Below are 14,069 nucleotides of genomic sequence, written 5' to 3'. Positions count from 1 at the left end.
ATGGAATACTATAGCGTTTACAAGTTTCAATCTGTTGTAAAATATTTTTTAAAGTAAGAAGGATACAGTTACAGTGTTTTCGGTGTGGTTTTAAATGTGATTATTTTAAGATTGTAATTGTCTTTTTCTACGTTGTTTTATTCTAAATTATCACATCTCTAGTATCCTAGTAAAGTTCAATAAATTGGGGGTGTATTGCTAATTTTATATTATTTATGACTTCGTTAATATACTCTGTTTTTGAATTACTTTTTAGTTTGGTAAATAATTGGTAATTAGTGTTTTGTGTTTGAATTTTTAATGTTAAAAATAGAGAAAAATAGTCGATTTTTTATCCTTTTTATTACTGTAGAATTAAAATGTGTTATTATTTAGATCTCTTTGTGTTTTTGGTGATGATTGTCACTATTTAGCTTAAGGTGTAATTATAATTTTGCGATTAATTACATGTTATACTTAAACAAGTGAACTCCGTTTCATTTTAAACGCTATGCAAACAAAACAGCTACCTTTTCTCGTTGTATTGTTGTGTTTCTACTTCTCTCTTAATAATGTATACCCACAACATTCATCGACAAAATTACCAGGATCAGGACTAGTTTTTCATTTATCTTCTGATCTAGACCTAACGGTAAGTGCTGATAGAAAAGTGACTTGGGTCGAACAAGTTCAAAATGTTTCTTTTGTGACTGCAGGAACTACTAACCTTAGAGTAGTTGATGTAAAACATGATGGTATAAATACAGATTTCCATGCCGTAAAATTTATCGGAGGTGGATACTTAAAACCACAGCTCAATAATATTAGATATTCGGGTGTAAAAAGAATATTTATTGTCTATAAATCTACCATGAAACCTTTAAATGATGGTAGTACAGATCTTATGATGCTTTTTGGTGACCGTTTTACTCAAGTAGCTTTAGAAACAAGAAACCAAAAAGTGAATGAAGCAGAATATATTCCTTATACTTTTAGCTTTGATGGTAAAAGCGAGGAAACTGCTCTTGCAAAACATGCTGTCAATTTTAATTCTTTATCGAAAGAGTATCATGATAATTCAGATCCAAGAGATGATGCATGGTCTTTCAATGAATGGGAAATTGTAGAGGTAGAATATAATACACCTCGTGATTTAGTGCATGGAATAAATGGAGATGGTAACTGGAGTAGAATTGAATTAGGTAGACTGGTTCATAATACTACGATGTTCTTCCAAGGAGAAATTGCAGAAATTATTGTTTATGATGATTCATTTATTGATAGACAAAACCTTAAAGAATACATCAAGAATAAATACAAAATTCAGCAGCGTCAATGGTTTACTACTGCATCAGCTAAATCTTGGGACGGTTCAGGCTCATGGTCATTGGACAGTACAAGTTTTACTATAGGTGATGCTCCATATCCTTATCCAGTAGCAGGAGACAAGGCTTATATAATGGAAGAGGATACAATAAACATCATGGGAGACCATGTGAATGTAAGCGAGTTAACTATTGGTGAAAATGCTGTAGTAAATACTCGTGAGTTTAAGTATCATAACTTCCATTCTTTCAAAGGTAAAGGAACGTACATCACTTTCGCAGATGAACTGCCTAACTGTGATTTATTAATGGAGGAACCATTTTATAAAGAAGGTGGAGGTATTTTTCATTTCTCTACTGCTGATGTAAACAACCATGGTAATGTCACTTTCTCAGATGATAGATATGACTCATTAAACTTTAATAGTGTAATTGTCAATGTCGGCTTTTTTGAATTTGACTTTGGTAGATACGTACATGTTTTTGATACAATGAGAGTAAACAACTCTACATTAAAGCTTACTCATAATATGGAAGTGAACTCCAACTTTATTCTGACTTATCCAGCAAAAGTAATGGATGATGGGAATGAAAGAGAGCTAATGCTTAGAGGACACTTTGTGAGCAATGATGGCTGTGTGATTGACATGGAAAATACGTTGGTGAGATTTGAAGGCCAGAACTCAAAAGATGATTTTAATAGTTACTACCAACAATTTCAATTTGGTGGACCTACAAAGGTTAAAAAAGTAAGAATCGATAGACCTAGTGTAAGAGATCAGGTGCAGATTCGATCTTCGAAGGTGAAATATCAATTAGAGTTTAACCCCAACACACCAAACAATGGTATTGATAGTAAAGGAAATTACGACCCGAGTTTATTCCGTATCGAATTAGTCAGAGGTCGTTTGAGATTTTCTGATAACATTAGCCATGAATTGATTACTTCTACTGTTGAAGGAGAACAACCGATTCGAAAAATTTCAGCAGATATGAATATCTGGATTTCAGGAAATAATAATAAGATTAATGTCAATACTAAAGATACAGCTTCGATCATTATTGAAGACGGAGGGTATTTGGTTGCTATGTCTAATGCTGAAACTGAATTCAACAAAACGAATTTAACAGTAAGAGGTCAATTACAGTTAGGTACCTCTAATGGAGGAAATAGTAATGGCTTCTTAACAGTAGGTGGAGATGTTATTTTCGAGGGTAAGAATAGTAAGTTAAACTATCGTTCTGGTGTATTTACTATTCATGGTAATTTGAAGACTACTTCGAAGCTACAAAAGATGCCTGGTATTAGTGATCCTATAATAAAATTCGCAGGTACTAATTTGTCTCATATTTCTGCAGAAGGTTTCGATGCCAACTTTAGATTAGGACAGTTAATTATTGACAAGTCGATCGTTAATCAACCTGGGGTAGTGATAGAAAACCATGAAGTGTATACCAATAATGTCATCTTCAATAAGGGACTACTTGATGCCAATGGTTTCTTAATTTGGGATACAACTACAGGGCAGAAACAAACTTCTGTTATCAATCAAGAAAGCTATATTATTGGTAAGGCTTCCTTTATTGTAGAAGAAGGTGGTAGTGCATATTTTCCAATTGGTGGAATCAATGGGTTTTATTTGGCAGGGATTGGGCCTACTCCTTTGTCTGGTACAAATAGAACAGTAAGAACAGGTGCTCCCTTAATCACATGGGAAGCAATGTATGTCGATGAAGCAATTGGTGGAGATATTCCTAGCCATCAATACTTCAGAAAGTACGAAGAGGGCATGTGGCGTATCAACCCTAATAAGACAACTTCTACAGAGTTAACACTCTTCATGGGGAATATTGATATCGCTAATGAGGAGGGTTTGTCTAACCACCTAAGAGTTTTAACTAGAGATAACTCTTCTTTATTGAATAACTTGGCTTGGCAGCATAAACCTGGCATTGGTGATTCTCCAAAAGAAATTAAAATGGATAATACACTAGGTAGTGAAAACAGGCTATTAGCGATAAAGACAGAAGCGTTTACTTTCACTAATGCTGGTGAAATTCCATTGGACTTTTCAAAAAAAATGTCTGGACTTTCGAATTATGAATTTACACCAGGGTTATCGATAGAGAAAGACTTACCTGTTGAATTGATTGACTTCACAGCTGAAATTAACGCAGGTGTTGTTGAGTTAAATTGGTCGACAGCACAAGAGTTTAATAACGATGGGTTTTATATTGAGAAATCAGTAGACAAACAACATTGGTATGAAGTAGACTTTATTAAAGGTCAAGGTACAACTTCTGTAAGAAACGATTATAGTGCTGTAGATGCATCACCTTATCAAGGGGTTTCTTATTATCGTTTGGTCCAAGTAGATTTAGATGGGAAAATGGAAGTTTTCTCGCCACTAGAAATATCTTTTGGACAATTGGTGGCAGCAGAGTTTTTAATGTACCCGAACCCGAACAATAAGGGAGTACTGAACTTTAAGTTTTATGAAACATCTTCTTCGACTATTCAACTTAATATTTATACACAATTAGGAGAAGTAGTGAATCGTACAAAAGTAGATGCTTTAACTAGCAATAGTTTAAAAATTGATACTTCTCAGTTAGCCTCAGGAGTATATATAGTAGAATATATAAATAAAAAAGATAGACAACTTAAAAAGTTAATTGTCAATTAGATATCGCATTCTGATAGATGTCGATAAAATTAAGTATTCAGAGATAATAGAACTTTAAAGTAGATTCGAAAAGTATTGGGAGTATCCACCTTTTACTTTTCAATCTACTTTTTTCTTTTATCGGAAGGAGTGATTTTGAGTGTAGGTTTCTGTACTAAAAATTTAAAAGTTGATTGTAAAGTCATAACTTTAAATAAGAAACTCGACTTTATTTGAATACTCCATGCAAATCAGACTTTTACCTATCACTGTTCTTTTTCTAATTTCTTTTTATTCCTTTTCTAAAGCTCAAGGTTTACAGTTAAAGCAAAATACTATTGAAAGTAGAACTTTTGCTCTACTCATCGGAACGGATAAATATGATGGGAAACCTGATTGGGTAGACCTTAACAATCCGGTATATGATGCAGAAACTGTTGGAGCTATCTTAGAAGAAGATATGGGGTATAATACTGAAATATTACGAAATCCTACGTCTAATCAGATACTATCGACATTGATACGTTATCATAAAGTATTAAAAGCGAATGATAGATTTTTTCTATTTGTGGCAGGGCATGGAGATTATGATGACCAAATCTTTGATGATGGGTTTATCGTTGCCAAGGATTCAAAGCCATTAGCCGATGATATCAATCGTAAAACCTATATTTCTTACAATACCTTAAACAGTCTGATAAATAAGTTACCAGCAAAACAAGTGTTAGTAGTATTAGATGTTTGTTTTAGTGGTTCTTTTAATGAGAAAATGAAGAACTATAGATCAGCTTATAGATCAAATATTTATGATGAACTGGAAGCAGTACAATTTGCTGAGAGAAAACTAAAGCTAACCACAAGGTCTGTCATTACCTCTGGCGGATTAGAACCTGTATTGGATGGAGTAAAAGGGCATCATTCGCCATTTGCCTATAAATTTATTGAAGCATTAAGAGTACTGCCATCTCAAAAGTCTGTGATTACAGGAAGCGACTTGTATAGTTATGTGTCTAGAATGGAATCTCAACCAGTAGTCGGTCATTTTGGGGATCATGAACCTGGAGCAGATTATATATTAGGGGTGTCTAATTCGAAAGCAGGGATTGTTCTAAAAAAAGAATATACACCAAGTGTGGAAGATTTTCGATCTAGAAGTTCTATACCCACATATGCTTTAGGGAAAGTATACGACCTTTCGAACAATGAATTATTACCAGCTAAATATTATACTCAAATTCTATCAGAACCATCATTTAATGAGTTGCAGGAGAGCATCGGAGTTTATAAAAATTATCCTGAACTCACTTTAAAAGTTGAAAAAGTGAACATCAAAGGGAAAGAATGGTATCGTCTATTAACAGGTGGATATAACGATCGAAGTTATGCAGATAAGCAATTGCAATCATTAAAGAAGAAGTACCCTCAAGATAAACATATCCAAGGAGCATTTATTAAAAGTAGCCAACTACCCACCAACGATAACATTGAGCTGAATGAGATTTACAATACTGATTTGATACTTCAAGATTTCTCTGGATATGGTATTCAAATATTTTCAGATACATCCTTGGTCTATTCATTAACCAAAGCAAGAGTATATAACGATAAACAGTTGGGAACTCCTTATATCCAGAAATCACATGTAAAGGGTAAAACATATTACAGAGTGATATTAAACCATTATGCAACAAAAGAAGATGCAGTCAAATATCAACAGTATATAAAATCTCATACAGAAGATATCAATCTTAAAGGTGCGTTTTTAAGAACATACTAACTCCTTTTTCTCATAGAAAGAATAAACATAACAATCGATAGAGGTATAAAAATGTAATTGCCCGTTGCACCAGGAGCAGTCTCTTCAGTGATAATTGGTTTCATATACATCATTACTAAACGCATTGCATATTCTATAAAAAGAAAGATATACATAAGCGGAATAAGACTTTTGTAACGGAAGATGATGATAACATAGAATACACCCATTGTGAGTTGTGAAAGCCCCCATAACGCAAAAATAAGAATGACAGTTTGAGCAGCAGGAGTAGAGTAACTATCTAAGGGAATAGTAGCGATACTTTGTGCTCCTCCATCTGTAGCAAACATATGAACCAGCGATCTTCCCACTGTCATTACAGTGATCAAGTAAAAGACATAAAGAGCTAATTTATGTCCTTTATATTCATTATTTATTGTTGCTGGGAGTACTTGATTTATCATTTTATTTTAAGGCTGTTTTTATGAAAACTAGTCGATTTTACTATTAAAATAAGGGTTTTTAAGGTAATATCCTCATTAATGTTTTTGAAAGATCTTCTCCATATTTATAGTACTTTGTTGTTAAGCGTTTAAAAATTGTTGTTGTAGGTGTCTCTTTGAAGATTAAGTAAAATTCGTCCCCATTTATTGAAAGATTATCCTCTAATATTACCGTTAAGAATTTTTTAGAATAAGCCAGGACGGAATTAAATTTCACTTATTATACTATGCGAACAATACAACTAACACTACTTATATCTTTGTGTCTTTACTTTTTTTCTAACACTGTATACTCACAGACTTTGCCAACATCAGGTCTAGTTTTCCACTTAGATTCTGATCAAGGCCTAACGGTAGGAGGAGATGGTAAGGTAACATGGGTAGAACAGATTCAAGGGGCTTCTTTTGTCAGTGATGGAACAACAGACCTTGAAGTAGTCGATGTAAAATACAATGGTCTAAACACAGACTTTTCTGCTGTTAAATTTTCAGATAATGGATATTTAAAGTTGCAATCGAATGTGACTTATTCAGATGTAAAGCGTGTCTTTATCGTTTACAAATCTAGTTTCAAACCTCTGTATAATAATAGCACAGATTTAATGATGCTTTTTGGAGATCGTTATACTCAAGTAGCTTTAGAAACAAGAAGTAGAGTTGTAAATGCAGGATTGGGCAGAGAATATGTACCCTATACTTTTAGTTTAGATGGTAATAGTGAGTGGAATCCAACAGCAAAACATGCTATCAACTTTAATTCCTTATCCGATGAATATCATGATAATACAGATCCAAGAGATGATGCCTGGACCTATAATGAATGGGAAATTGTAGAGGTGGAATACATTACTTCAAGAGATTTAGTGCAAGGAACAAATGGAGACGGAAATTGGAGTAATATTGAGTTAGGTCGTTTAGTTCATAATACAAATATGTTCTTTCAAGGAGAAATTGCAGAGGTTATTGTTTACAATGATTCATTCAGTGAACAAGATGATTTGAAAGACTATATCAAGGATAAATACAAGATCCAACAACGTCAATGGTTTACAACAGCTTCAAGTACATCTTGGGATGGTACCAATGCATGGTCACTAGATAGTACCACGCTTGATGTGGGGAATGCACCCTATTCATACCCTGTAACAGGAGATAAAGCTTTTGTAATGAAAGGGCATACAATAAATATGATTGAAAATCATGTGAATTTAAATGAGTTGATGATTGATGAAAATGCAGTCGTTAATGCTCGTGAGTATATCAACCATAATTTCCATGCGTTCAAAGGTACAGGTACGTATAGAACATATGCCAATGAGTTACCCAATTGTGATTTACTAGGCAATGAAACCTTCTATCTTGAAGGAGGAGGGATTTTCCATTTTTCAGCAGATGACCTTAATAATAATAGTGATGTAGCTTTGTCTGATGATCGTTATAGTACTTTCAATTTTAATAGCCTTATCGTGAATATTGGAGCTTATGAATTTGATTTTGGATCTGATGTACATGTCTATGATACGTTGAAGGTATATAATTCAACGATAAAATTGACGCATGATATGGAGGTGGATTCCAATTTTGTACTCTACTCTTCTTCTAAGATCATTGATGATGGAAATGATAGGGAGTTAATGATCAGAGGGCATTTTAATATTTCTGATGGTTGTGAAGTAGATATAGAAAACACACTAGTAAGATTCGAAGGTGAAGGGTCGAAAGACAATGATAACACCTACTATCAAAGATTTCAGATTGGCGGCCCTACAAAGGTCAAAAAGGTAAGAATAGAAAGACCCGATGTAAAAGATCAAGTACAGATTATATCTACTAATGAAGCCTATCAGTTAGAATTTAACTCTGCCACCCCAAATAATGGTCTTGATGGTGATGGAAATTACGATCCAAGTTTATTCCATATCGAATTGGTAAAAGGTCGATTAAGATTTGCCGATAATGTACAACATGAACTGATTACCTCTACAGTTGGTGGAGAAAACCCTATTCGAAAGATTACTGATGGTATGAATATCTGGATTTCAGGTAGTAATCAAATCAGTGTAAATACAATAGATACAGCATCTCTTATTATCGAAAATGGAGGTTTTATGACTGCCGTTTCAACTTCAGAAATTGCATTAAATAAAACCAATCTAACCATCCAAGGAACATTACAATTAGGAATTTCTAATGGAGGTAGTACTAATGGCTTATTGACTGTAGATGGTAATGTTACTTTTGATGGAAGCAACAGTAAATTTAATTACCGTTCGGGAATCATGACACTGACAGGAAACTTCTTTAAAGGTACAGAGGTCGTAAAAAGATCAGGTGCTAGTGATCCCGTAATAAAATTTTCGGGGACAAGACAGTCTTATATTTCAGCTGACTTTGATACTGATTTTAGAATTGGTCAGTTAATCATCGACAAGTCAGTAGGGGGAAGTCAACCAGGTTTGGTAGTACGAGACTATGAAGTATTTACCAACAATGTCATCTTCAATAATGGATTACTAAATGCAAATGGTCTATTGACTTGGGATACTACTACAGACGAAAAACAATCTTCTGCAATCAGTAAAGACAGCTATATCATAGGTAAAGCATCGTTTATTGTAGATCAAGGAGGTAGTGCTTACTTCCCAATTGGAGGAACAAGTGGATTTTACCTTGCAGGTGTTGGGCCAGCTCCTTTAACCGATTTTAATCGAACTGTTAGTGCTGGTGCAAATCTAATCACATGGCAAGCAATGTATGTAGATGAGGCCATTGGAGGTGATATTCCAAGTGATCAGTATTCTAAAAAGTATGAAGACGGGATGTGGCGTATTAATCCGAATAAGGCAACATCAACAGAAATAACGTTCTTTTTAGAAAATGCAGATATCACAGAGGTAGATGGGGAAGATAAGTCGGATAACCTTAGAGTGCTAACGAGAGATAATTCTTCTTTATCGAATAATATGACTTGGGAGCACAGATCGGGCATTGGTAACCCGCCAAAAGAATTTAAACGAGACGATACTCCGGGCAATGAAGATAAACTATTAGCTATAAAGACAGAGGCTTTTTCTTTTAATGCCGGAGAGATTCCATCAGGAGCCTCAGGGTTAAGAGTGATGTCAGGGCTTTCAAACTATGAGTTTACTCCAGGCCTATCTATCAACGAAGATTTACCAGTCGAATTAATCGATTTTACAGCTGAAGTGAATACTGGTATCGTTGAATTGAAGTGGTCAACGGCTCAAGAGCTAAATAACGATGGTTTCTACATTGAAAAGTCAGTGGATAAAAAACATTGGCATGAAGTAGACTTTATAAAAGGACAAGGGACTACTTCAGTAAGAAATGATTACAGTACAGAAGATACTACACCATTTCAAGGAACTTCTTACTATAGATTGGTACAGCTAGATTTTGATGGAAAAATGGAAGTATTCTCTCCTCAAGAGATCACTATGGGAGAAGAGGCTACTGGAGAGTTTTTAATGTACCCAAATCCCAATAAAGGTATTCTTACTTTTAAGTTTTTCAATACTTCATCCGATGCTATTCAGTTAAATATCTATACACAATTAGGTGAAATAGTAAACCGTATTTTAGTAGATAGCTCATACAACAATAGTTTACGATGGGATACTTCTCAGTTAGCCTCAGGGGTATATATCGTAGAATATATCAATAAAAAAGAAAGACAACTTAAAAAGTTAATTGTCAATTAATCAACTATTTTCAATAAGTATATATCGATTTATTAAACTAAGTACTAACAAACATCTTCTTTATCTAGTAGATTCGAAAAGTATTGGCAGTTACTGTCAACTACTTTTCAATCTACTTTTTTATTTTAAGAGAAATAAATGAGTTTTCAGCACTAACTTAGTGTACATGATATCAGCCAAGACACTCCAAGAACGAATTACTCAGAGACCATCCAAAAGCGGTATTGATGTGAACACAATACTTGAACATTTTGCAATCATCAGTTATAAAGTTCCTATCAGAAAGATTGAACACTTGATTCCAAAGCCATTTAAACTATGGAGTTTTAAAGATGAAGCGGGCGATGAATTTGCTTTGGTAAGTGTAGTTCCTTTCAAAGATGTAGATTTTCATTTTTGTCAACTGTTCCCTTTTTTAAAGTTTAATTTTTTTCAAACCAATTTCAGAACTTATGTGATAGATGAACGAGATGGATCTTATGCGGCGTGGTTTTTTGGAACAACTTTAGGCTCTGTGACACATATACTACCCAAATATTTTTGGAATATGCCTTGGGAGTATGGTAAGTATTCATTAAGTTTTGAAATGGAAGGTGACCGTTACAGAAAGTATCAAGTTGATTTTTCTTCCTCTTTTGGAAAAGGACAAATAGATCTCATTGGAACTACAAAAGAGATGACTTTATTAGAAGGTTTTAAAGACCTCGATGAACAATATTTAATTCTAACTCACCCCGTAAAAGGTTATTACAACTTACCAAAACAGGAGATTGGTACGTATGAGATATGGCATCCAAAGTTTTCATTATATCAGGCAAAACCTCAAAATTTGTACTTTGGATTTCTCGAGAAATTGGTTTTTTTATCACAAAAAGATATGAACAACCCACACTCAGTACTGATTACAAACCAAATTGAATTTGACATTTTCTTACCACCTATTAAATTAAAAATATACTAACAAATTGAACATCTGTTATTTAATAGGTCTATTATCTTTACAAACGTCAACTTTATTATGATGTCAGAATGAATATCCGTACCTTTATAATTGCATAAGGTATTCGTATTTGAATACACATGACTACATATTTATTTTCATTTTTCATCTTGAATTTGTAAAACAGTTTAATTTATTAAATGTTCATTCTTATATAGTAGTTATACTTGGCAATTCACTTTAAAAGATCGAAATGGCAAAATCGCAACAAGCATTTAATAAATTAGAGAAAGAGAAAAAAAAGCAGAAGAAAAGACAAGAAAAGCTAGCCAAAAAAGAAGCCCAAAAAAAGAACAAAGGTAGTGGAGATTTGGAAAGCATGATGGCCTATGTTGATGAATATGGCAATATTGTTGATACTCCACCAGATCCGACAGAAAAGAAAGAAGAAATAAAACTGGAGGATATTCAAATTTCAGTATCTAGAAACAATGAGGCTCCTAGTAAGAAAAAAGGAAGAGTAGATTTCTACAATACTGAAAAGAAATTTGGTTTTATCATTGAAAAAGAAAGAAGAGAAAGGTTATTCTTCCACATCAATGATGTAGATCCAAACTTTGATATTAAAGATAAAGATTTTGTTGAATTCAACGTTATTGATACTCCTAAAGGAAAATCATGTGTTGATATTACCAAGTCATAATATATATAAGAACCACTTTTCAGAACGGAAAGTGGTTTTTTTATTTTCCTTCTTTTCTCATAGCACTTGGAGTCATACCAAATTCATCGACAATGGATTTAGAGAAATGATTCACGTCTGTAAAAGCATATTCGTAAGCAATTTCAGTAAATGTTTTATTGGTGTTAGTAATTAACTCTTTTACCTTAAAGAGTCTTTCATCTTTAAAATATTTGTAGATCGTTTTACCAAAAAGTTCCTTAAATATCTTTCCTAGTTTAGTATGGTTGATTCCATATGTTAACGCTAATTTTTTGATATTAGGGCGTTGTGTAAAATCTTTATTAATATCGTTTCTGATAGAAAAAGCGGCATTTATCTCGAAGTCCGTAAACAGAACATCATCACTCTTTTCATTAAATTGGTACAATGTATTGTGAAGAATCACTTTCAACTCCATCAACTTATGTGTCACAAATTCTTTTCTGAATTGTTCATGGATATTATTGCGTAGTTCTTGTGTAAAGGAACTCTTCCATGCAGTGATATTTTCATTTCCAGAGTGGTAAAAGAAATGGTCTAAAGTATCAATCACTTGTAGTAAATACTCAGAGATATTTCCTTTGTTAAATGCATAGACCATTTGGGTCTTTGTTACTCCTTTCTTAAAGTTGATGGCCATCTTCTGTGTTCCTTTTGCAAAGATAAACCCATTGGGGACACTAATTTCTCTCTCTTCCTCTTCTTTATAGTAAATAACATCTCTCGCGAAAATACTTAGTGTGTAATCGTATTTGGGGTCATGTACAATTTGAAATTGTGTATCTTCTTTTGCTGTATATTCAAAGCCTGTAATTCGATATTGGTCTGTCTCAACAACGATAAATTTTGCAGTAGATAATTCATTATCAATACGCAGTTCAATATCAGATACTTTTTCACCGCCTAATTTTTGTTGTATAAAGTCAATGTATGGAATCTTCGGGCGGTCTTTACCATAAATAGTTTTCATAGTTATTTTTTAGGTGTATTATTTAAAATACACGATTAAAAATAGACTTTTTGAATAAGTACTGACTTTCAGATTTGTATATAGAATTGTTAGCTTTTTTTCATTATAAATTTATACTGAGAGCTAATGATATCTGAGGAAAAAATTCTTATTTTGAACATCATAAATAAGTATTGTGATAAATTGTTTTATCGATATATTAACTCAACTATAAAGTCATAATGATTAAATCTACTAACAAACATTTCGAGATTTTGGACGGTCTCAGAGGTGTAGCAGCAATTATTGTCGTTCTATTTCACATACTGGAAGCATTTGCATTAGGAAACAGACCAGATCAAATAATTAATCATGGTTATTTGGCAGTAGACTTCTTCTTTGTTTTATCAGGTTTTGTGATTGGTTATGCTTACGACAACCGTTGGGATAAAATGACCCTAACAGAATTCTTCAAAAGGAGAATCATCCGATTACAACCCATGGTGATTATCGGTTCTATTATTGGAGCAGTAACACTTTATGCACAAGCATCTCCAGAACTATTTCCATTAATTAACGATGCTCCAATATGGAAAGTATTGGTAGTAATGGTCATTGGGTTTACAATGATTCCTGTAGGTCAATCTATGGATGTTAGAGGTTGGCAAGAGATGTATCCTTTAAATGGACCGGGCTGGACTTTATTCTTCGAATACATTGCCTATACGGTGTATGCTTTTATTCTTAGAAAATTACCGAACATCATATTAATTATTTTGGCAGTTATCGCAGGTGCTTTATTAATGCATTATGCTGTAACAGGAGAAAGAGGCGATATGGCTGGGGGCTGGGCTCTCAATGAAACAGAATTGAAAATTGGTTTTATCCGATTAACATATCCGTTTTTAAGTGGTTTATTATTGTCTAGACTGATGAAACCAACCCATATTAAAAATGCATTTTTATGGTGTAGTTTAATTATGACTGTAGTACTGTCTGTTCCTAGAATTGGAGGAGAACAAATATGGATGAATGGTTTATATGAGGGTTTAGTGATTTTAATAATCTTTCCTCTTATTGTTTACATAGGAGCAAATGGAGAAATTAAGAGCAATAAAACAAAGAAGGTAGCGAAGTTCCTAGGGGATATATCTTATCCTATTTACATCACTCACTATCCTCTAATCTATTTATATACAGCTTGGGTATTCGATGAAGTATTAAAAGGAAAAGCATCTTACGAAATGGCTTTTGTATACGGTGCATTGACATTTATACTTTCGATACTTATCGCTTGGGTAGCTGTGAAGTTCTATGATGAACCACTTAGAAAATGGTGGTCTTCTAAGTGGTTAAAGAGATCATAAAGAAAATAGAAAAACTGGAATCCCCTAAAGATTGAAATAAAGTTCTTTAGGGGATTTTTTTATTGTAAATAGTCTACGATAGCGTAGAAAGCATTTAAATCTATTCTGTTGTTTATGACTTTGATCGTTTAAGTATTC

The 14,069-nt window shown here is 33.4% G+C and carries 8 protein-coding genes; 6 read left to right on the top strand and 2 right to left on the bottom strand.

Going from position 1 to position 14,069, the window contains the following annotated elements; translation table 11 throughout:
- Window positions 1–490 precede the first annotated feature (490 nt).
- Both HGP29_RS24690 and HGP29_RS24685 read left to right on the top strand, forming a co-directional pair.
- On the top strand, window positions 491–3,991 hold the full coding sequence (locus tag HGP29_RS24690) for a T9SS type A sorting domain-containing protein (protein WP_168885137.1): 3,501 nt from the start codon (window positions 491–493) through the stop codon (window positions 3,989–3,991).
- Between the two features lie 223 nt (window positions 3,992–4,214).
- Window positions 4,215–5,747, top strand: a complete 1,533-nt coding sequence (locus HGP29_RS24685) for a caspase family protein (RefSeq protein ID WP_168885136.1) — start codon at window positions 4,215–4,217, stop codon at window positions 5,745–5,747.
- Here HGP29_RS24685 and HGP29_RS24680 read toward each other — a convergent pair.
- Window positions 5,744–6,190: a hypothetical protein gene (locus tag HGP29_RS24680; RefSeq protein ID WP_168885135.1), complete on the bottom strand. Its 447-nt coding sequence runs from the start codon at window positions 6,188–6,190 to the stop codon at window positions 5,744–5,746. The genes HGP29_RS24685 and HGP29_RS24680 overlap by 4 nt on opposite strands.
- A gap of 266 nt (window positions 6,191–6,456) precedes the next feature.
- Here HGP29_RS24680 and HGP29_RS24675 point away from each other — a divergent pair, with 266 nt between their 5' ends.
- The 3 genes from HGP29_RS24675 to HGP29_RS24665 all read left to right on the top strand — a co-directional run bounded on the left by HGP29_RS24675 (window position 6,457) and on the right by HGP29_RS24665 (window position 11,594).
- On the top strand, window positions 6,457–9,951 hold the full coding sequence (locus HGP29_RS24675) for a T9SS type A sorting domain-containing protein (protein WP_168885134.1): 3,495 nt from the start codon (window positions 6,457–6,459) through the stop codon (window positions 9,949–9,951).
- Between the two features lie 166 nt (window positions 9,952–10,117).
- Window positions 10,118–10,912 carry a DUF2071 domain-containing protein gene (locus tag HGP29_RS24670; RefSeq protein ID WP_168885133.1) on the top strand — a complete coding sequence of 265 codons (795 nt, stop codon included), beginning with the start codon at window positions 10,118–10,120 and terminating at the stop codon, window positions 10,910–10,912.
- Between the two features lie 232 nt (window positions 10,913–11,144).
- On the top strand, window positions 11,145–11,594 hold the full coding sequence (locus HGP29_RS24665) for a cold-shock protein (protein WP_168885132.1): 450 nt from the start codon (window positions 11,145–11,147) through the stop codon (window positions 11,592–11,594).
- Window positions 11,595–11,634: 40 nt separating this feature from the next.
- Here the strand turns inward: HGP29_RS24665 and HGP29_RS24660 are convergent, their stop codons facing one another.
- Window positions 11,635–12,585 carry a helix-turn-helix domain-containing protein gene (locus tag HGP29_RS24660; RefSeq protein WP_168885131.1) on the bottom strand — a complete coding sequence of 317 codons (951 nt, stop codon included), beginning with the start codon at window positions 12,583–12,585 and terminating at the stop codon, window positions 11,635–11,637.
- 221 nt (window positions 12,586–12,806) lie between these two features.
- On the opposite strand from HGP29_RS24660, the gene HGP29_RS24655 reads away from it, so the two are divergent.
- Window positions 12,807–13,931: an acyltransferase family protein gene (locus HGP29_RS24655; RefSeq protein WP_168885130.1), complete on the top strand. Its 1,125-nt coding sequence runs from the start codon at window positions 12,807–12,809 to the stop codon at window positions 13,929–13,931.
- The last annotated feature ends 138 nt before the right edge of the window (window positions 13,932–14,069 follow it).

The sequence above is a fragment of the Flammeovirga agarivorans genome (assembly GCF_012641475.1).
In the GTDB taxonomy this organism is placed as follows: domain Bacteria; phylum Bacteroidota; class Bacteroidia; order Cytophagales; family Flammeovirgaceae; genus Flammeovirga; species Flammeovirga agarivorans.
Note: the sequence above shows the minus strand (reverse complement) of the source record. Positions and strands in the feature narration are given on the sequence as shown.

Coding starts and splice junctions, on each gene's coding strand:
- HGP29_RS24680 (WP_168885135.1), bottom strand. CDS start 6,190: ATGATAAATCAAGTACTCCCAGCAACAATAAATAATGAATATAAAGGA.
- HGP29_RS24685 (WP_168885136.1), top strand. CDS start 4,215: ATGCAAATCAGACTTTTACCTATCACTGTTCTTTTTCTAATTTCTTTT.
- HGP29_RS24670 (WP_168885133.1), top strand. CDS start 10,118: ATGATATCAGCCAAGACACTCCAAGAACGAATTACTCAGAGACCATCC.
- HGP29_RS24655 (WP_168885130.1), top strand. CDS start 12,807: ATGATTAAATCTACTAACAAACATTTCGAGATTTTGGACGGTCTCAGA.
- HGP29_RS24665 (WP_168885132.1), top strand. CDS start 11,145: ATGGCAAAATCGCAACAAGCATTTAATAAATTAGAGAAAGAGAAAAAA.
- HGP29_RS24675 (WP_168885134.1), top strand. CDS start 6,457: ATGCGAACAATACAACTAACACTACTTATATCTTTGTGTCTTTACTTT.
- HGP29_RS24690 (WP_168885137.1), top strand. CDS start 491: ATGCAAACAAAACAGCTACCTTTTCTCGTTGTATTGTTGTGTTTCTAC.
- HGP29_RS24660 (WP_168885131.1), bottom strand. CDS start 12,585: ATGAAAACTATTTATGGTAAAGACCGCCCGAAGATTCCATACATTGAC.